Origin of the sequence: Micromonospora sp. LH3U1 (assembly GCF_028475105.1) — a bacterium.
Classification (GTDB): domain Bacteria; phylum Actinomycetota; class Actinomycetes; order Mycobacteriales; family Micromonosporaceae; genus Micromonospora.
Genome location: NZ_CP116936.1, coordinates 6,060,539 through 6,078,893, shown reverse-complemented (window position 1 = coordinate 6,078,893; position 18,355 = coordinate 6,060,539). Strand labels below are relative to the sequence as shown.

Here is an 18,355-nt window from a genome sequence, read left to right as displayed (position 1 = left end):
TCCACAGGCGGCCAAGCCCCTGTCCAGGGTTGTCCACAGGATTCGCCGGGTTTTCCACAGCCCGCCGGTGCGGGTGTCGGTCACCCGACAACCGTCGACGGTCCGCCCCGACATCCCGAAACGGCGACGGGGCGGGATGGCCACCGGCCATCCCGCCCCCGCCACCCGTACGGGTCAGACCTTGGCCTTGCCCAGGATGCGGTTCACTGTTGTTCCGCATACCGGACACTTGCCCTTGGCCATGTTCATTCCGGTCTTCGAGACCTCGACATGCCCTTCGAAGTCCCGCTTCTCCTTGCACTTCACGCAGTAACCGTTGTAGGTCGTCTGGGCCTGGTCGGCCACGGTGCCCTCCTCGTCTCGTCCGCCGGTCGATGCCGACCCGGCGGGGTGCCCGGCGGCGGGCCAAACGGGGCCCCGGCGCTGGGTCTCACTCCACGGCCACCTACGTGACCGCTGGTTCGCGGACCCTACCCAGGTCTGGGTAGTTCCATGTCAGCTGTGCATCGACACTGTGAGCAAGTCGACGTCGAGAGTGTGCACGGCGAAATAGGTCGGATAAGTCAGTTTGGCGGGGACACGCCGACCAAAGCCTCACAGCCACCCGTGCGGGTGCCCCCGCGCAGCATCCCGGACGGTGATCACCTACGGTGGAGAGGTGCCGCGTACCCGCGCCATCGGTGTTCACGAAGGGTGACGAGATGGCGCGATGGCGTTGCGGTCAAGAAATTTTCGGGACGCCTGGCGACCAATCACCATCTTCTGGGCGCGTGTCGTGCGGTTGACTCTTGCGGACCCCTGGTCAGTGGGCATTAGCTTTCCTTCGTGACACGTAGCCGAGGCTGCGCGGGCCAGTGATGGCGGGGACGCGCAAGCCGGTCGTCGAGGTACGGCGCAGCCAGCGCCGACGACGCACGGTGTCTGCGTACCGTGACGGTGAGCGAGTCGTCGTCCTCATCCCCGACCAGTTCTCCCGTGCGGAGGAGAGCGAGTGGGTCGACCGGATGCTCGCCCGGCTCGCCGCCCGGGAGGGGCGCCTCGCCCGCTCCGATGCCGAGCTGCTGGACCGAGCCACCCGGCTCATCGACCTCTACCTCCCCGGGTACGCCACGAAGGCGGTGCCGGCCAGCGTCCGATGGGTCACCAACCAGAACGGCCGGTGGGGCTCCTGCACGCCCGCCGACCGCAGCATCCGGATCTCGCACCGAGTTCAGGAGATGCCCGACTGGGTGATCGACTACGTGCTGCTGCACGAGCTGGCGCACCTCATCGTGCCCAGCCACAACGCCCGGTTCTGGGCGTTGGTCGGCCGCTACCCGAAGGCGGAACGCGCCCGCGGCTACCTCGAAGGTGTTGCGGCCGCCTCCGGTGCCCCACTCCCCACCTGACCCCGGCGGTCCGCGCCGGGACCTCCTCCTTGATCGACTCCGTTTCCTTGAAGACGCGGTATCCGGAGCCGCAGATAGCGCGACTTCAAGGAAACCGAGTCGATCAGGCCCTGGCCGAGGGGCAGGCAGGCTCGGTCGAGGTCGGGGTGCGCGCTAGGGTCGGGGTGTGGCACGACGGATGGTGGTGGCGTTGCTCGGGCCGGTCCACTGGTCGCCGCCCGGCGTCGACCGGGCAGAGTGGCGAGCGGCTCTCGCAGAAGACGTCATCGACCTGCTCGCCACACTCAACGAGGTGGAGGTCGCGGTCGCGGTGACCCCGGCCGATCGTGTTCTGGCCGACGCGCTGGTATGGCCCGGCACGGCCGTCTACGAGGTGGCCGAGCCGACGCCGAACGCCGTGTTCGCCGCGTTGGAGGGCTACGACCAGGCAGCGGTGCTGGTCGGCGACGTGCCTGACCTGCCCGCACTGACCGTCGGCAAGCTGCTGCGCCCGCTCACCACCCGACCGGTCGCGGTGGCCCCGATAGAGGGTGGCCCGGGCCTGCTCGGGGTGGCGGTGCGATTGCCCGTGCCGGGCTGGCTACCTCCGCTGGACCTGGACACGGCGACGCCGGCTGACGCGCGTTCCGGCGCCCCTCGACCAGGGGACGTTGCGGTCACCACCGGCTGGCGAAGGCTGCGCGGCCCGGCTGACCTGGCGACGCTGGACCCGGCCTTCGAGGGGTGGGAAGCCACTCGCGCCCTTCTCTCGGGCTCGGGCCGACCCGCTTGAGCGGCGAGCCTGCCGAGCCTGCTTGGCCGGCGAGCCGCTCAGCCCGCCTGGCCGGCGAGCCGCTCACACCGCCTGGCCGGCGAGCCGCTCACACCGCCTGGCCGGCGAGGCCGCCAGCCCGCCTGGCCGGTGAACCCCTGGCCGGCGAGGCCGCCTCATGAGCGAGCCGTGCCTGACCAGCCAGCCCCGTCTGACAAGGGCCACCGGCACGCCGGGGTGCCCGCCGTCGATCAGTGCGGGCACCCCGGGCGCTGCGCTGGTGTCAGGGCTTGGCGTCGCCCTCGCCGTCGGTCTCGTCGGACTGGCCCGGGGCCTTCTCCTCGGCACCGCCGGGAGCGCTGAAGTCGAAGCTGTCCAGCTCGCTCAGGTCCATGTCGTTCATCGCGAAGGCGACCGGGTCGGCGAAGTCGTCGTCCGACGGGAGCAGGTCCGGGTGACCCCAGACGGCGTCGCGGCCTTCGATGCCGCGGTGCTCGGTGAGCGCGGCCCAGAGCGCCGCGGCCTCGCGCAGTCGGCGCGGGCGCAGCTCCAGGCCGACCAGCGCGGCGAAGGTCTGCTCAGCGGGACCGCCGGCGGCCCGGCGACGGCGGAACGCCTCGCCCAACCGGACGACGTTGGGCAGCCGGTCGCTGGCGGCGCTGTCCACGACGTGGCACACCCAGCCCTCGACCAGGGCGAGTGCGGTCTCCAGTCGGGCCAGTGAGGCCTTCTGCGCCGGGCTGTCCTCCGGGGTGAAGATGCCCTCCAGGGCGATCGCCTGCATCGACTCCGGGTCGCTCGGGTCGACCCGGCCCATCGCCTCCTCGATCGCATCCCGGTTGACCCGGATGCCCGACGCGTACATCTCGACCGCGGTGAGCACATGCCCGCGCAGCCACGGGACGTGCTGGAACAGCCGCTGGTGGGCGGCCTCGCGCAGCGCCACGTAGAGGCGGACCTCATCTTCGGGAAGCTCGAGGCCCTCGCCGTACGCCCGGATGTTGGCCGGGATCAGCGCGGCCGTGCCGGCCGGGCCGAGCGGCAGCCCGATGTCGCCGGCGGAGAGCACCTCCGCGGCGAGCGACCCGAGGGCCTGGCCCAGCTGACCGCCGAAGAGCGCGCCACCGAGGGTGGCCACCATCGACTGCATCGGGCCGAGCTGGGCGCGCGCCTCCGGCGGAACCAGGTCGCCCATCGCGCCGACCATCCGGCTGGCGATCGGGTCGCAGAGCTTGCGCCACACGTCCAGCGTCTTGAAGATCCACTCATTGCGGTTCCAGGCAACCGGGGACTGGATGCCCGAGGGCCACGCCGAGGCCGGCTCCAGCCACAGGTCGGCCAGGCGCAGCGCCTCCTCGACCGCGTTGCGCTCATACGGTGAAACCGCCGGGTCGCCGGCGGCCGCGAGCTGGCTGGCAGCTACCTGCCGGGCCAGGTCCCAGTTGACCGGCCCGCTGCCCGGCGCGGAGAGCAGGTGCTGCAACTGCGACATGAACTGCTGCATCTGCGCGGGATCGTTGGGGTCTGGTGGCTGCCCACCCGGAAGCGCGAAACCGAACGGAATATCAGGCACGACGTCTACGGTACGCGGGCCGCGCCCCAGGTCGCCGCCGCTGGCGTTGCGCTGAGGGCGAAGTCGCGCGGCGCATCCGGCAGGAGGCGCTCGGCCGGTCGGTACGCTCTGCGGCATGAGACGTCGTGGCCTGACGGTCCTGATCGGTGCCCTGTTCACCGCCCTGCTGAGCATCGGGGTGCTCCGGGTGCCGATCCCGTACGTGGTGCTCGGTCCGGGTCCGACGGTCAACACCCTCGGTACGACCGATGGGAAGGAGGTCATCCAGGTCTCCGGACGGGAGACCTCGACCTCCGCGGGCCAGTTGCGGCTGACCACGGTGGGGGTGCAGCCCACGGTGCGGCTGCGTGGGGCGATCGCGGGTTGGTTCTCCGACGATGAGGCGGTGGTGCCGCGTGAGCTGGTCTACCCGCCCGGGGAGTCGACGGAGCAGGTCGAGCAGCGCAACGCGGAGGACTTCAAGGCGTCGCAGACCAGCGCGGAGACCGCCGCGCTGCGGGAGCTGGGCTTTCCGGTGCAGGTGGTGATCAAGACGGTGGCCGGGGATGGTCCGGCCGCCGGGGCGCTGAAGGCTGGCGACGTGATCACCTCGGTCGACGGTCAGCCGGTGCCGGCGGCCGCGAAGGTCACCGAGCTCATCCGGGCAAAGCCGGTCGGCACGGCGTTGACCATCGGCTACACCCGGGACGGCGTGCCGGCCACCGCGACGGTGACCAGCCGGGAGCAGGACGGCCGACCGCGGATCGGCGTCGAGATCGATCAGCAGCAGCCGCACCCGTTCACGCTCGGCATCGACCTGGAGGACATCGGTGGGCCGAGTGCCGGCCTGATGTTCGCCCTGGGGATCGTGGACAAACTGACCCCGGCCGATCTCACCGGCGGTCTCGTCATCGCCGGCACCGGCACCATCGACGACGAGGGCACCGTCGGCCCGATCGGCGGAATCGCCCAGAAACTGGTCGGCGCGAAACGCGCAGGCGCCAAGGTCTTCCTGGTGCCGGCGGACAACTGCGCCGAGGCGGTCCGCAATCCGCAGCCCGATCTGCCGCTGTTGCGGGTGGGTTCGTTGGACGAGGCGATGACTGCTCTGGAGAGGGTGCGCGAGGGCGGCCAGGCGGTTCGCTGCTGACTGGTGTGACCGTGCCCCGACACATCCAGGAACACCCCGTACTCTGGGTGCCTGGTCGGAGCCGATCATATCGAGCGTGCGGAGCCAACAGTGGTCATGCGTAGCAGCAGCCCCCTTCCGAGGATGAGCCGGCGCGGGCGCGTCACCATCGCTGTCCTGGTCGGGGTGTTCGTGCTCTTCACCCTGCTCGGCTGGGGTGTCCAGGCGTGGACCGACTGGCTCTGGTTCGACGAGGTCCGCTACACCGAGGTCTTCACCGGTGTCCTGCTCACCCGGCTGGTGCTCTTCCTCGCCGTCGGTCTCGGCATGGCGGTGATCGTCGGTGGCAACCTGTGGCTGGCCTACCGGTTGCGCCCGCGGTTGCGTCCGCACTCGGTGGAGCAGGCGACCCTGGAGCGCTACCGGATGGCGCTCGGCCCCCGACTCGGCACCTGGATCTTGCTGACCGCCGCGGTGGTCGGGCTCTTCGCCGGCCTCTCCGCGCAGAGCCGGTGGAACCAGTGGCTGCTCTTCCGCAACGGCGGTGACTTCGGGATCAAGGACCCGGAGTTCGGGGTGGACATCGGCTTCTACGTCTTCCAACTGCCGTTCTGGCGTTACCTGCTCGGGGTCGCCTTCACGGCGGTGGTGCTGGCGGTCATCGGCGCGCTCGCGGTGCACTACCTCTTCGGCGGGGTCCGCCTGCAGGGCATCGGGGACCGGATGAGCAACGCGGCCCGCGCGCACCTGAGCAGCCTGGTCGCGGTCTTCGTGCTGTTGAAGGCCCTCGCGTACGTGCTGGACCGCCGGGCGATGCTGCTGGAGTACAACGAGGGCGCCAAGTTGTACGGCGCCGGCTACGCCGACGTCAACGCGCTGCTGCCGGCGAAGGAGATCCTGGCCTACATCTCGATCGTGGTGGCGATCGCGATCATCGTCTTCTCCAACGCCTGGATGCGGAACCTGGTCTGGCCGGGGATCTCGCTGGCACTGCTCGGCGTGTCCGCGGTGGCCATCGGCGGCATCTACCCCTGGGCGGTGCAGACCTTCGAGGTCAAGCCGAGCGCCAAGGACAAGGAAGCGCCGTACATCCAGCGCAGCATCGACGCGACGCGTGCGGCGTTCGGGTTGGCGGCCACCGAAACGACCCCGTACGCGGCGAGCAACCTCAACCCGCCGGCGAACCTGGCCACCGACACCTCCGTGGTGTCGAACGTGCGGCTGCTCGACCCGCAGTTGGTCAGCGAGACGTACACCCAGCTCCAGCAGGTGCGTGGCTTCTACGACTTCGGCCCCAAGCTCGACATCGACCGGTACGGCGTGAACGGGAACGTCTCCGACTACGTGGTCGGCGTCCGGGAGATCAACTATGGCGAGCTGACCGACCAGCAGAACACCTGGATCAACCGGCACACCGTCTACACCCACGGCTTCGGGCTGGTGGCCGCCCCGGCCAACCAGGTGGTCTGCGGCGGGCAGCCGTTCTTCGTCTCCGGCTTCCTCGGCGAGAAGGCCCAGGAGGCGTGCTCCTCGCAGACCGAGCAGATCCCGGCCAAGCAGCCGCGCATCTACTACGGCGAGCGGATGGCGGCCGACGACTACGCGATCGTCGGTCAGGCCGACCCGAACAGGAAGGCCGAGTTCGACCGGCCCGTCGGTGAGGGTGGCGGCGAGTCCTACACCTACACCGGTGAGGGCGGCGTCGAGATCGGCTCCTTCGCCCGACGTCTGCTGTACGCCATCAAGGAGCAGGAGTCGAACTTCCTGCTCTCCGAGGCGGTCAACAAGGACTCCAAGCTGCTCTACGTGCGCAACCCGCGGGACCGCGTGGAGAAGGTCGCGCCGTTCCTCACCCTGGACGGCGACCCGTACCCGGCGGTCGTCGATGGTCGGGTGCAGTGGATCGTCGACGGCTACACCACGGCGGCCACCTACCCGTACGCGGAGCGGGTCAACCTGCAGACCGAGACCACCGATGAGCTGACCAACCGGGGCACCTTCCAGCTGGCCCGGGAGAACGTCAACTACATGCGTAACTCGGTGAAGGCCACCGTCGACGCGTACGACGGCACCGTGAAGCTCTACGAGTACGACGACACCGACCCGGTCCTCAAGGCGTGGAACAAGGCGTTCGGCGGTGACCTGGTGGTGCCGAAGGCGGAAATTCCGGTTGAGCTGAGCGAGCACCTCCGCTACCCGGCGGACATGTTCAAGGTGCAGCGCAACCTGCTCACCAAGTTCCACGTGACCAACCCGGGCGACTTCTACTCCGCGCAGGACTTCTGGCAGGTGCCCAACGTGCCGGACGCTCCGGACAGCGGCCAGAAGCAGCCTCCGTACTACCTGTTCACCCAGTTCCCGGGGCAGGAGAGCCCTCGGTTCCAGCTCACCTCGGCGGTCACCCCGAACGGCCGGCAGAACCTCGCCGCGCTGATCTCCGGGTCGTACGTCGATGGGCAGCCCCGGCTGGAGGTGCTGGAGTTGCCGGACCAGACCCGGATCTCCGGCCCCGTGCAGGTGCACCAGCAGATGACCAACAACGCCAACATCCGCCAGCAGCTGAACCTGCTCTCCAGTAACCAGGCGCAGGTGCAGTACGGCAACCTGCTGTCGCTGCCCTTCGCCGACGGGATGCTCTACGTCGAGCCGGTCTACGTGAAGAGCAACCAGCAGGACGCGTACCCGCTGCTGCAGAAGGTGTTGCTCTCCTACGGTGACGGTGGCTCCTTCGTGGCGCTCGCCGACAACATCAACGACGGCATCAAGCAGCTGGTCGAGCAGGGTAAGCGGGCGGGGCAGGGCACGTCGCCGCCTCCGACCACCGGGGGCAACCCGACGACCCCGACGACCCCGACGCCGACGCCGAGCGCCGGCACCGGCACCCCGCCGCCGACCGGTGAACTGGCCACCGCTGCGGACCGGGTGCAGACCGCGATCGTCGAGGTCCGGGCCGCGCAGACGTCCGGCGACTTCGAGCGGTACGGTCGCGCTCTCAAGGCGCTGGATGAGGCGCTCACCGCGTTCCAGCAGGCGCAGCAGGCCGCCAACCCGGCCGGTACGCCCAGCGGTGGCCCGTCGCCGAGTGTCAGCCCGAGCGCTGGAGGCTGACCCGCCACCGCCGGGAGTTCAGCTCGAAGCCCCCGTCGTCGGACCTCACCGGTCCTGACGGCGGGGGCTCCGCTGTGTCCGGGTGTGTGCTCGTTTGTCGCGTCGCCGACAGGCCGGGCCGGCCCCGCAACCTGTGACCCCGGTCCGCCGTCCTCCTTGCAACGGGGTGGGAGCGAGGGGGAGCAGTCGTGAGGGACGCGCAGAGCTTCGACGACTTCTACCGCAGCACCGCGAGGCGGATGGTGCGGTACGGCTGTGCGGTCGCTGGCGACCACAGCGAGGCGCAGGACCTGGTGCAGGAGGCGTACACCCGGGCCTGGCGGCAGTGGGGGCGGCTGTCGACGCATCCGGCGCCGGAGGCGTGGCTGCGGCTGGTGGTGTCCCGGTTGGCGACCGACCGCTGGCGGCACCTGCATCGCTGGCGGGCGGTGTTGAGCCGTACCGGGCCACCGCCGGTCGCATCCCCGCCGAGCGAGGACTGGGTGCTCCTGGTCCGCGCGCTCCGCCAGTTGCCCGCTGCCTACCGGCAGGCGCTGGCCCTGCACTACCTGTTCGACATGTCGGTCGAGGAGATCGCCCGGGAGACCGACGTTCCGGTCGGCACCGTGAAGTCCTGGTTGTCCCGGGGCCGGTCCCGGCTGGCCGCGCTGCTGCCCGACCTCTCCACCGTGGAGCTGGAGGTGAACGATGTCCGTTGAACTTTCTGACCTGTACCGGTCGCTCAGCGATGTCGCCGACGGCCAGGAGCTCGCTCACCCCGAGCGGGTTCGGCGGTTCGCCGACCGGCGGGCGCGAGTCCGGGTCGTCGGCTCCGCGCTCGCGGTGACGCTGCTCGTCGGCGGGGTGGCCGTCAGCGGTCGGCTGGCGTTTCCGGCGGACGGTGTCGCGCCGTTGCCACCGCCCGCCGACACGCCCGGCCCGATACCGACCGGGGCGGCTCCGCACCCGTCGCCGTCCCGCACACCACACCTGTCGTCGCCACCGGCGCCGCCACCGGGGACAAGCACCTTCAGCGGTACGCCGCCAGCCCCGACAACCGGCGCGGCGGCGCCCCGGCCGCCCACCTCGATCCCGGATCGAGCTTTCTTCGTGCTGGCGGCGGCCAACCGGACAGGTATGGAGTCGCAGGCGAAGGGTGCGGCGTTGCCGGCGCTCTGCGCGGCCCGCTATCCCAGCGACTCGGCCGTGGTCCAGCGCCGCGGCCGGTACCTGGCCTACAAGCTGTCGGGAACGCCGGCGGGGAACGTTCCGGACGGCAGCTACCGGCACACCATCACCATCTACCGCGCGGGCCGCGGCGACGACGCGTTGCGGGAGTTGCGGCAGGCCGTTCGCGACTGCCCCGACCAGAAACTGTCCGACGACACCAGGACCTGGCGGCAGCGGCTGCTGGCCGCGGGGGAGTACGGGGACGAGTCGGTGCTGTTCGAGATGCGGGCCCCGTACCCGGACGGGATGGGCGAGCCGGGTGCGGACGAGGTTCGGCTGGTCCGGGCGGTCCGGATCGGCGATGTGGTGACGGTGCTGTGGGAGCAGGGCTGGGAGTACACGGCCGCCGAGCGGACCCAGGTTGATGCCGACAGTCGGCGGGCGGTGGCGGCGATCGAGACCTGGCTCGACTGACAGCGGTCCAGGTCAGGGGTGTCGGCGGCAGCGGTATCGGCGTCGCTTTGCGGTGCCCCGTGTCGGTGCGCTACGGTTAGCGAGCCGACGCGGGGTGGAGCAGCTCGGTAGCTCGCTGGGCTCATAACCCAGAGGTCGCAGGTTCAAATCCTGTCCCCGCTACGAGAGAAACACCAGTTCGAAAAGCCCGCCTCCGGATGCCGGAGGCGGGCTTTCGACATTGTCGGGCACGGGTGTTGGCGAGGTTGGTGACCCCCACTGATCATGCCCGAACGGCATGGGTTAGTCTTAACAAGTCGACGCGGGGTGGAGCAGCTCGGTAGCTCGCTGGGCTCATAACCCAGAGGTCGCAGGTTCAAATCCTGTCCCCGCTACAACTGGAAGTGAAAAAAGCCCGGCCCCCACAATGTGGGGGCCGGGCTTTTTTGCTGCCCTGCCGGACGAGGGACCACGAAGGAGCCGGCGCCTCGCGGTTCCGTGGTCCAACTGGACCAGCGTGCGTGCGTACTGCAGGAAGATCTCGATCCCATGATTCGGCGTGGACCAACATGCCGAGGTTGCGCCCTTCGGCGAGGATGGGCACATGTCTTCATTCGGTAAGTGGTGGGGCCGCCTCAGCGCGGTCCTCGGTGCGGTCGTACTGGCGGTCTTCGTGCCCGTCGCGGCGTGGGCGTCCACGGGTACCGGCGAACTCGTGGTGGAGGCGGCCCGGCGGCGTGGCCGCAGCGGCTTCGGTGTCCTCCCGCTGCTCTGCTGCCTGGTGGTGGTCGCGATCGTCGTGTTCCTGGTGCTGCGCCTCATGCGCAACCGCCGGGGCGGCCCGCCGCGCTGACCCGACAAGCTTCGACCTCTGGGGCCGATCGACGGCGGCCGGCCACGCGGCCGGCCGCCCGTGGTCACCCTGCCAGGGCGGCGTTGGCCTCGGCGACGAAGCGCGTGGTGGCCGCCCGCGTGCCGGCCCGCTTGACGCGGATGCTCTCCGCGGTGGTGACCAGCAGGGCGCGCACCCTGGCGTGCCCCTTCGGCGGTGGCGCCGGCGCCGGCCCGAGCTGGTCGGCGATGCTCGCGCCGAACACGGCGGCGCGCTGCTGGGCCGGGTCGGTGATGCTGCCCTCGGTGTAGCGGCGGACCTGGAGACTGGCGTTCAGGCCACGCTCGTGGCCGAGGACGGTGCCGGCCTCGCCGTTCGTGGTCAGGAAATTGATCACGTCGGTGACGGTGTCCGGGTGGCGGGTGCCCCGGAACGCGGCCCAGTACATCGACGCCCGCGCCCACTGCGCGCCGGGCGGCCCCGGGAAGCCGGTCACACCCAACTCGTCCTCGGTGAGCCGCTGCAGCTCCGGTAGCTGATGGGACCAGGCGAAGGACGCGGCGGTCAACCCGGTCACCACCGGTTGCCGGGCCAGCTCTCCGCTGTCGGCCTGCTCGACCAGCGCCGCGCCCGGTGTGGCCCGCCCCTTGCGGGCGCGCTGCCACAGCTCGAACCACGCGACCAGTTCCTCCGCACCGAAACCGAGCTGGCTGCCCCGGTAGAACTCGCCGCCCTGCGACCGCAGCCAGAGCCAGAGCGCCCGATAGTCGCTGGACGCGTCCATGGTGCCGGCCACCCGACCGTCGCTGGCCTCGGTGACCTGTTCCGCCCAGGAGATGTAGTCGGGCCAGGTCATGCCACCGCGGGGCTCCGGAACGCGCAGCTCCTGCAGCAGGGTCCGGTTGAAGACCACGCCCGCGTGGGTCTGCCCGGCGGCGACCGCCATCATCCGCCCCTCCACCGTGCCGTAGCGGATCAGACCCTCCGGCAGGCCCCGCAGATCCAGGCGGTGGTCGGCGACCCGGTCGGTGAGGTCGAGGATGATCTGGCGCTGGGCGTACTCGGTCAGCATGGCGTCGTCGATCTGGACCAGGTCCGGCACGTTCCCGCCGGCCGCCTGGGTGGCCAGCCGGTCGTAGTAGCCGTCAGCGCCCTGCCAGGTGACCCGGAAGGTGACCCGGGGATTGCGATCCGAGTAGAGCCGCAGCGCCTTCTCGGTGAGCTCGGCCCGCTTGGTGCCGCCCCACCAGAAGACCGACAGCTCGACCGGTCCGTCCTGGGTTGATGTGGCGGCACCGTCGCTGCATCCCGCCAGCCCACCGGACGCGAGCAGGGGTGCACCGAGCAGCGCACCGAGCAGTCGGCGCCGGCCCGGGTCGGCGCCGAGGCGGTCGATCGGGGGTCGAACAACGGGCACGGGGGTCTCCTGGACCTGCGGGGGCGACGGTCGGACCATTCACGCAGGCAGCGCACGAAGGTGTCAACGTCCGTCCGGTCACCCCCGGCGCGGGTGGTCGAATCGGGCCTTCCGATGTCGCGTGGTGTACTAGGGCGCGTGGAACTTCTGCACTCGGGCAAGGTTCGGGACGTCTACGCCGACGGCGACGATTTGATCCTGGTGGCCTCGGACCGCATCTCGATCTATGACGTGGCGCTGCCGACGCCGATCCCGGACAAGGGTCGCCTGCTCACCGCGCTCTCGCTCTGGTGGTTCGAGCAGCTCGCCGACCTGGTGCCGAACCACGTCATCTCGGCCACCGACGTGCCCGCCGAATTCGCCGGACGGGCGATCCGCTGCCAGCGCCTGGACATGGTCCCGGTCGAGTGCGTGGCCCGGGGCTACCTCACGGGCGGCGGCCTGCGGGAGTACGAGAAGACGGGTTCGGTCTCCGGCGTACCACTGCCGCGAGGGCTCGGCGAGGCGTCGATCCTGCCCGAGCCGATCTTCACCCCGTCGAGCAAGGCGCCGATGGGCGAGCACGACGAGCCCATCACGTACGACGATGTGGTGGACAAGGTGGGCCAGGCCACCGCCGAGCGGCTGCGGCAGATCACCCTCGACATCTACCGGCGCGGCGCCGAACTGGCCGCCGACCGGGGCATCCTGGTCGCCGACACCAAGATCGAGCTGGGCTGGGCACCGGACGGTGCCCTGGTCCTCGCCGACGAACTCCTCACCTCCGACTCGTCGCGGTTCTGGCCGGCCGAGTCGTACCAGCCTGGCCGTGTGCAGTTCTCCTACGACAAGCAGTACGTGCGGGACTGGGCCACCGGCAGCGGCTGGGACAAGCAGGGCCCGGCCCCGGACATGCCAGCCGAGGTGGTCGAAGCGACCCGGGCTCGCTACATCGACGTCTACGAGAAGCTCACCGGCAACCGCTGGAGCTGAGCCGGGGTCGATGGCACGGGTCACTCGACCCAGTCGAGGGTGCGCTGCACTGCCTTGCGCCAGTTGTGCAGCTCCCGGTCGCGTAGCTCGGGGGCCATGGCCGGCTCCCACTGCGCGTCGGAGCGCCACTGTGCGCGCAGGGTGGCGAGGTCCGGCCAGAAGCCGACCGCCAGACCGGCCGCGTACGCGGCGCCCAGACACGTGGTCTCGGTGATCCGGGACCGGATCACCGGCACGTCGAGCACGTCGGCGAGGAACTGCATGAGCAGCCCGTTGGCGGTCATCCCACCGTCCACCCGGAGTCGGCGCAGCGCCACGTCGGAGTCGGAGTTCATCGCGTCGACCACCTCGCGGGTCTGCCACGCCGACGCCTCCAGCGCCGCCCGCGCCAGGTGCCCCTTGGTGATGTAGCCGGTCAGGCCGGCGATCACGCCACGCGCGTCGCTGCGCCAGTGCGGGGCGAACAGCCCGGAGAACGCCGGCACCACGTAGCAGCCGCCGTTGTCGTCCACGGTGCGGGCCAGGTCCTCCACCTCCGCGGCGGTGGAGATCAACCCGAGGTTGTCCCGCAGCCACTGCACCAGCGAGCCGGTGACGGCGATCGCGCCCTCCAGGGCGTACGCCGGTGGTTGACCCTCGATCTGGTAGGCGACCGTGGTGAGCAGGCCGTGCGTCGACGGGACCGGGCTGGCGCCGGTGTTGAGCAGCAGGAAGCTGCCGGTGCCGTAGGTGCACTTCGCCTCGCCCGGCTGGAAGCAGGTCTGCCCGAACAGGGCGGCCTGCTGGTCGCCGAGGGCGCTGGCCACCGGCACCCCGGGGAGCACACCGGTGGCGTGGCCGTACACCTCGGCGGAGCAGCGGATCTCCGGCAGCATCGCCGCCGGAACGCCCATGGCGTCCAGCAGGTCCGGGGCCCAGTTGAGGGTGGTGAGGTCCATGAGCATGGTCCGGCTGGCGTTGGTCACGTCGGTGACGTGCTTGCCGGTCAGCTTCCAGATCAGCCAGCTGTCCATGGTGCCGAAGAGCACCTCGCCGCGCTCGGCGCGCTCGCGCAGGCCGTCGACTTCGTCCAGCAGCCAGCGCAGCTTCGGCCCGGCGAAGTAGGTGGCCAGCGGCAGGCCGGTACGGGACCGGAACCGCTCCTCGCCGTACGCCGATGCCAGCTCGCGTAGCAGCGGCCCGGTCCGGGTGTCCTGCCAGACGATGGCGTTGGCCACCGGGCGGCCGGTGGCCCGGTCCCAGACGACGGTTGTCTCCCGCTGGTTGGTGATGCCGACGGCGGCCAGCCCGGCCGCGTCGGTGCCGGCGGCCCGCAGCGCCTCGGAGACCACCTGTTGGACGTTGTCCCAGATCTCCTCGGCGTCGTGCTCCACCCAGCCGGGTCGAGGGAAGATCTGCCGGTGCTCGCGTTGGGCCACGGCGACGATCTCCCCGGCCCGGTCGAAGACGATGCACCGCGAGGAGGTGGTGCCCTGGTCGATGGCGGCGACGTACTGGGGGGTCACCGCAGCACCGTACCCGTGCCGGCGGCGCGGTGCGACAGGCGTCACGGCCGAATACGGCCCGCCGCCGTCCGCCGTCGGCCGCTTCGCCTACGATCTGCGAACGTGCGCGACATCGCCGTTTTCAGTGGAACTGCCCATCCCGACCTGGCTGCCGAGATCTGCGCTCACCTGGGGGTGCCGCTGCATCCGGTGCGGGTGTCCCGGTTCGCCAACGACTGTTTGGAAGTGCAGTTGCAGGCCAACTGCCGGGAGCGGGACGTCTTCCTGATCCAGCCGTTGGTGCCGCCGGTGCAGGAGCACCTGGTCGAGCTGCTGCTGATGATCGACGCCGCCCGAGGTGCGTCCGCCGGCCGGATCACGGTGGTGTTGCCGCACTACGCATACGCCCGTTCGGACAAGAAGGACGCGCCGCGGATCTCGATCGGCGCACGGCTCGTCGCCGATCTGCTCACGTCGGCCGGTGCGGACCGGGTGCTTGCGATGACCCTGCACTCGCCGCAGGTGCACGGCTTCTTCAGCGTCCCCGTGGATCACCTGCACGCGCTGCGTGAGCTGGCCACCCACTTCCGCCGCTACGACCTCAGCAACACCGTGGTGGTCTCACCCGACCTGGGCAATGCCAAGGAGGCGGCGGCCTTCGCCCGGCTGCTCGGCACGCCGGTCGCGGCCGGGGCGAAGCAGCGGTTCAGCGACGACCTGGTCAAGATCAGCGCGGTGATCGGCGAGGTGACCGACAAGGACGTCATCGTCCTGGACGACGAGATCGCCAAGGGCAGCACGGTGGTCGAGCTGATGGAGCATCTACGTGGTCTGAAGGTCCGGTCGATCCGGATCGCCTGCACGCACGGCCTCTTCTCCGGCGACGCGTTGCAGCGGCTCAGCGACCAGGACGGCGTCCTGGAGATCGTCTGCACCAACACGGTGCCCATCCCGGCCGCCAAACGGGTCCCCAAGTTGCAGGTCCTGTCGGTGGCCCCCGCCCTGGCCGAAGCCATGCGCCGGATCCACAACGGGGAATCCGTCTCGGCGCTGTTCGCCTGAGCCGCGCAGCCGTACGGCGCGGACACGGGGATCAGCGCGGGGTGCGGTTGTGGCTGGAGAGGCGGGTGGTGACGCGGACGGTCGTGCCGGCGGCGCCGGTGCTGACCTCCATGTTGTCGGTCAGCTCGCGGGCCAGCCAGAGGCCCCAGCCGCCCGCGGTGTCCGGGGCCGGCCGACTGCGGTCGCCCAGCCGCTGCTGGCTGATCCCGTGCCCGTGGTCGGCGACCTCGCACACCAGCAGGCCCGACTCCTTCCAGAGCCGTAGCCACCCGTGCCCACCGCCGTGCCGCACCGCGTTGGTGATCAACTCGTTGATCGCGAGCACGAAGTCGTCCAGCCGTTGGCCGGTGAGCCCGGACGCGTACGCACAAGAGGTGACCGAGTGTCGAATCTCGGTCACCTGGGCCTGGTTGAAGGCGTCGGCGATCAGGAGGGCAGGTTCGATGGGCACAACCGTACGCGGTGCGTGTGCATCTGCGTTCGTCATGGGCCCGTCCCGGCGGCAAATCTCGGAGTATTTCGCGGCTTTTCCACCGTACGTCAGGGTTTCCCGAACCGCACTCGCTGCTCGCCGCGCGGCTGGCCCGGTTGTGGCATCCTGACCGCCATGCCGTCGCCGTCAGGTGGATTCGAGGTGCCGCTGTGGCGTGCGCTCACGGTGTTCAGGCTGGCATCCCTGGCGTACGTCTGCGCCCTCGCGGTGCGCGACGCCGACCGGTACGCCCACCCGTACGCCGTCGGTGCCCTGATCCTGGTGATGATCGCCTGGACCGGGACGACCGCGATCTGGTACGCCCGGCCGACCTGGCGGCGCTGGCCGCTGCTGCTGGCCGACCTCGGGGTGGTGCTGGCCGTCGTGCTGGCCACCCCGTGGGTGGTCGGTCGGGCCGCGCTGGCGACCGGCGTACCCACCATGGGGGTGGCCTGGATGGCCGGCCCGGTGCTGGCCTGGGCCGTCGCCGGCGGCCGGCGGCGGGGCACTGTCGCCGCACTGCTTGTCGCCGGCGCGGACCTGGCCACCCGGGAACGGATCGGCCAGTCCTCGTTCACCGGGGTGATCCTGATGCTGCTCGCCGGAGTGGTGGTCGGGCACGTGGCCCGGCTCGCGGCAATCGCCGAGGAACGGCTGCAACGCGCGGTCGAGTTGGAGGCCGCCACCCGGGAGCGGGAGCGGCTGGCCCGGGGCATTCACGACTCGGTGCTCCAGGTGCTGGCGCTGGTGCAGCGGCGCGGCGCGGACCTGCCCGGTGAGGCCGGCGAGCTGGCTCGGCTGGCCGGCGAGCAGGAGGCCGCCTTGCGGGCGCTGATCGCCGGCACCGGCCCGACCGCCGCCGTTTTCCCGGACGGCCCCGAGGCCGCCGCGGTGGACCTGCGAACCCTGCTCGGCCGGTACGCCTCGTCGGCGGTGGCGCTCTCCGCCCCGGCCACCCCCGTGCCGCTGCCTCGGCGGGTGGCCGGAGAGTTGGCCGCCGCCACCGGCGCGGCCCTGGACAACGTGGGGCGGCATGCCGGCGGGCGGGCCTGGGTGCTGATCGAGGACGAGGGGGCGACGGTGACGGTGTCGATTCGCGACGAGGGGCCGGGCATCCCCGACGGCCGGCTCGCCGAGGCGGCCGCCCAGGGCCGGCTCGGCGTGACCCAGTCGATCCGGGGTCGGGTGGCCGACCTGGGTGGGACGGTGCGGATCGTGTCGGCCCCCGAAGCCGGCACCGAGATCGAGCTGACCGTGCCCAGGGCACAGCGGTGAACCCGACCCGGGTGATGGTGGTCGACGACCATCCGATGTGGCGCGAGGGCGTGGCCCGCGACCTGACCGAGGCCGGATTCCTGGTCGTGGCGACAAGCGGCGAGGGGCGACAGGCCATCCGGGTGGCCGCCGCCGCCCGGCCCGACGTGGTCGTCCTCGACCTGCAACTACCGGACATCTCCGGCGTGGAGGTGATCCTGGGGCTGCGCGCGGCACTGCCCGACGTCCGGGTGCTGATGCTCAGCGCCAGTGGCGAACAGCAGAGCGTGCTGGACGCGGTCAAGGCGGGGGCCACCGGTTACCTGGTGAAGTCGACCGCGCCCGCCGAGTTTCTCGAGGCGGTCCGCCGTACCGCGGCCGGCGACGCGATCTTCACCCCCGGCCTGGCCGGGCTCGTCCTCGGTGAGTACCGCCGGCTGGCCGCCGGGCCGGGGCAGGGGGCCGACCCGGCCGGCAACGCGGAGCCCGCGACGCCCCAGCTCACCGACCGGGAGACGGAGGTGCTGCGGCTGGTCGCGAAGGGGCTGTCGTACAAGCAGATCGCGCAGCGGCTCGGGCTGTCGCACCGCACCGTGCAGAATCACGTGCAGAACACCCTGGGCAAGCTGCAACTGCACAACCGGGTCGAGCTGACCCGGTACGCCATCGAACGCGGCCTGGACGACTGACCCCGGTCAGACCGAGCGCGGCGGCTCCGTCTCGTGGATGGCCAGTTCCTCGGCGGTCGCCCCGCCGCCGGCCGCTCCGGCGTCGTACGCCACCGAGTTGGTCTCCTGGTCGGTGTGCGCCCCCTCGTCCGGCTCCACCAGCCGACCCACCGTGGCGTCGGCCACCGTGCCGAGCTGACCGTGGTCGTAGAGGGAGACCGGCGAGTTCGGGTCCGAGGTGGGCCCCGGGTTCATCACGTCGGCGTCCAGCTGGGCCTCCGCCGCGGCTTCCAGGTTGTCCGCCTCGAAGGCGATCTTCGGGTCGATCGTTCCGGCCAGCGGGTCGTCCGCCGGGCGCTCGTAGACCTCTCGGTCGAGCTTGTAGTCCAACGACTCGCCGTCCAGTTGCTCCTCGGCGGTCGTCCCGAACCGGTCCACCGCGACCGGCGTACGGTCGCCGGGCAGTTGGGCCGGGTCCGGGCCGTCCGCCTCGCGCCCGGTGAGCACGTCGTCGTTGGCGGTCGAGTCGTCATCGGCGGTGTCGGGCAGCCCTTGGGCCTCGGTGTCGGACACGGGGGTCGGGAACTCGTTGTCGCGCATGTCTGATCACTACCCGCTGCCCTCCCGCCGTAACCGGAGCACCGTCGGCCGTGCCACGGCGAAA

Annotated in this window: 17 protein-coding genes and 2 tRNA genes; 13 read left to right on the top strand and 6 right to left on the bottom strand. The window is 71.0% G+C overall.

Features of this window, described 5'->3' with window-relative positions; translation table 11 throughout:
* Positions 1–174: 174 nt before the first annotated feature.
* Positions 175–345 carry a DUF5679 domain-containing protein gene (locus tag PCA76_RS27845; protein WP_167457767.1) on the bottom strand — a complete coding sequence of 57 codons (171 nt, stop codon included), beginning with the start codon at positions 343–345 and terminating at the stop codon, positions 175–177.
* 512 nt (positions 346–857) lie between these two features.
* On the opposite strand from PCA76_RS27845, the gene PCA76_RS27840 reads away from it, so the two are divergent.
* Both PCA76_RS27840 and PCA76_RS27835 read left to right on the top strand, forming a co-directional pair.
* Positions 858–1,388 carry a M48 metallopeptidase family protein gene (locus tag PCA76_RS27840; protein ID WP_272613406.1) on the top strand — a complete coding sequence of 177 codons (531 nt, stop codon included), beginning with the start codon at positions 858–860 and terminating at the stop codon, positions 1,386–1,388.
* A gap of 166 nt (positions 1,389–1,554) precedes the next feature.
* Complete coding sequence (locus PCA76_RS27835; RefSeq protein WP_272613405.1) at positions 1,555–2,160, top strand: hypothetical protein; 606 nt, start codon at positions 1,555–1,557, stop codon at positions 2,158–2,160.
* A gap of 262 nt (positions 2,161–2,422) precedes the next feature.
* Here PCA76_RS27835 and PCA76_RS27830 read toward each other — a convergent pair whose 3' ends face one another.
* Positions 2,423–3,712 carry a zinc-dependent metalloprotease gene (locus tag PCA76_RS27830; protein ID WP_272613404.1) on the bottom strand — a complete coding sequence of 430 codons (1,290 nt, stop codon included), beginning with the start codon at positions 3,710–3,712 and terminating at the stop codon, positions 2,423–2,425.
* Between the two features lie 115 nt (positions 3,713–3,827).
* On the opposite strand from PCA76_RS27830, the gene PCA76_RS27825 reads away from it, so the two are divergent.
* The 7 genes from PCA76_RS27825 to PCA76_RS27795 all read left to right on the top strand — a co-directional run bounded on the left by PCA76_RS27825 (position 3,828) and on the right by PCA76_RS27795 (position 10,383).
* Positions 3,828–4,841: a YlbL family protein gene (locus PCA76_RS27825; RefSeq protein ID WP_272613403.1), complete on the top strand. Its 1,014-nt coding sequence runs from the start codon at positions 3,828–3,830 to the stop codon at positions 4,839–4,841.
* 96 nt (positions 4,842–4,937) lie between these two features.
* Positions 4,938–7,928 (top strand): UPF0182 family membrane protein, encoded by a 2,991-nt coding sequence (locus PCA76_RS27820; protein ID WP_272613402.1) that lies wholly within the window; start codon positions 4,938–4,940, stop codon positions 7,926–7,928.
* Positions 7,929–8,116: 188 nt separating this feature from the next.
* Positions 8,117–8,626 (top strand): SigE family RNA polymerase sigma factor, encoded by a 510-nt coding sequence (locus PCA76_RS27815; protein ID WP_272613401.1) that lies wholly within the window; start codon positions 8,117–8,119, stop codon positions 8,624–8,626.
* Complete coding sequence (locus PCA76_RS27810; protein WP_272613400.1) at positions 8,616–9,551, top strand: hypothetical protein; 936 nt, start codon at positions 8,616–8,618, stop codon at positions 9,549–9,551. Before PCA76_RS27815 ends, PCA76_RS27810 begins: the two co-directional genes overlap by 11 nt.
* Before the next feature lie 88 nt (positions 9,552–9,639).
* Positions 9,640–9,713, top strand: a tRNA-Met gene (locus tag PCA76_RS27805).
* Positions 9,714–9,851: 138 nt separating this feature from the next.
* Positions 9,852–9,925: transfer RNA gene (locus PCA76_RS27800), tRNA-Met, on the top strand.
* 209 nt (positions 9,926–10,134) lie between these two features.
* Positions 10,135–10,383, top strand: coding sequence for a hypothetical protein (locus tag PCA76_RS27795; protein ID WP_272613399.1), 249 nt, complete (start codon positions 10,135–10,137; stop codon positions 10,381–10,383).
* 64 nt (positions 10,384–10,447) lie between these two features.
* Here the strand turns inward: PCA76_RS27795 and PCA76_RS27790 are convergent, their stop codons facing one another.
* Positions 10,448–11,779 (bottom strand): ABC transporter substrate-binding protein, encoded by a 1,332-nt coding sequence (locus tag PCA76_RS27790; RefSeq protein ID WP_272613398.1) that lies wholly within the window; start codon positions 11,777–11,779, stop codon positions 10,448–10,450.
* Between the two features lie 138 nt (positions 11,780–11,917).
* On the opposite strand from PCA76_RS27790, the gene PCA76_RS27785 reads away from it, so the two are divergent.
* A complete protein-coding gene (locus tag PCA76_RS27785) occupies positions 11,918–12,751 on the top strand; it encodes a phosphoribosylaminoimidazolesuccinocarboxamide synthase (RefSeq protein WP_272613397.1) in 834 nt (277 codons plus the stop codon).
* A gap of 20 nt (positions 12,752–12,771) precedes the next feature.
* On the opposite strand, the gene glpK is transcribed toward PCA76_RS27785, so the two are convergent.
* The gene (glpK, locus tag PCA76_RS27780; protein WP_272613396.1) at positions 12,772–14,256 is read right to left on the bottom strand and encodes a glycerol kinase GlpK; all 1,485 of its coding nucleotides are present in this window, start codon (positions 14,254–14,256) and stop codon (positions 12,772–12,774) included.
* A 102-nt stretch (positions 14,257–14,358) separates the two neighbouring features.
* Between glpK and PCA76_RS27775 the strand changes: the two genes are divergently transcribed.
* On the top strand, positions 14,359–15,297 hold the full coding sequence (locus PCA76_RS27775) for a ribose-phosphate diphosphokinase (protein WP_272613395.1): 939 nt from the start codon (positions 14,359–14,361) through the stop codon (positions 15,295–15,297).
* 31 nt (positions 15,298–15,328) lie between these two features.
* Here the strand turns inward: PCA76_RS27775 and PCA76_RS27770 are convergent, their stop codons facing one another.
* A complete protein-coding gene (locus PCA76_RS27770; RefSeq protein ID WP_272613394.1) occupies positions 15,329–15,784 on the bottom strand; it encodes an ATP-binding protein in 456 nt (151 codons plus the stop codon).
* Positions 15,785–15,904: 120 nt separating this feature from the next.
* On the opposite strand from PCA76_RS27770, the gene macS reads away from it, so the two are divergent.
* The gene (macS, locus tag PCA76_RS27765) at positions 15,905–17,044 is read left to right on the top strand and encodes a MacS family sensor histidine kinase (protein ID WP_272613393.1); all 1,140 of its coding nucleotides are present in this window, start codon (positions 15,905–15,907) and stop codon (positions 17,042–17,044) included.
* Positions 17,045–17,058: 14 nt separating this feature from the next.
* Positions 17,059–17,712, top strand: a complete 654-nt coding sequence (locus tag PCA76_RS27760; protein ID WP_272619681.1) for a response regulator — start codon at positions 17,059–17,061, stop codon at positions 17,710–17,712.
* Positions 17,713–17,718: 6 nt separating this feature from the next.
* Here the strand turns inward: PCA76_RS27760 and PCA76_RS27755 are convergent, their stop codons facing one another.
* Positions 17,719–18,291, bottom strand: coding sequence for a DUF5709 domain-containing protein (locus PCA76_RS27755; protein WP_272613392.1), 573 nt, complete (start codon positions 18,289–18,291; stop codon positions 17,719–17,721).
* Between the last annotated feature and the right edge of the window lie 64 nt (positions 18,292–18,355).

Bases quoted from the DNA above. Each gene is read 5' to 3' on its own strand.
- PCA76_RS27755 (WP_272613392.1), bottom strand. From the start codon at position 18,291: ATGCGCGACAACGAGTTCCCGACCCCCGTGTCCGACACCGAGGCCCAA.
- PCA76_RS27840 (WP_272613406.1), top strand. From the start codon at position 858: ATGGCGGGGACGCGCAAGCCGGTCGTCGAGGTACGGCGCAGCCAGCGC.
- PCA76_RS27760 (WP_272619681.1), top strand. From the start codon at position 17,059: ATGGTGGTCGACGACCATCCGATGTGGCGCGAGGGCGTGGCCCGCGAC.
- PCA76_RS27820 (WP_272613402.1), top strand. From the start codon at position 4,938: ATGCGTAGCAGCAGCCCCCTTCCGAGGATGAGCCGGCGCGGGCGCGTC.
- PCA76_RS27795 (WP_272613399.1), top strand. From the start codon at position 10,135: ATGTCTTCATTCGGTAAGTGGTGGGGCCGCCTCAGCGCGGTCCTCGGT.
- PCA76_RS27810 (WP_272613400.1), top strand. From the start codon at position 8,616: ATGTCCGTTGAACTTTCTGACCTGTACCGGTCGCTCAGCGATGTCGCC.
- macS (WP_272613393.1), top strand. From the start codon at position 15,905: ATGCCGTCGCCGTCAGGTGGATTCGAGGTGCCGCTGTGGCGTGCGCTC.
- PCA76_RS27825 (WP_272613403.1), top strand. From the start codon at position 3,828: ATGAGACGTCGTGGCCTGACGGTCCTGATCGGTGCCCTGTTCACCGCC.
- PCA76_RS27770 (WP_272613394.1), bottom strand. From the start codon at position 15,784: ATGACGAACGCAGATGCACACGCACCGCGTACGGTTGTGCCCATCGAA.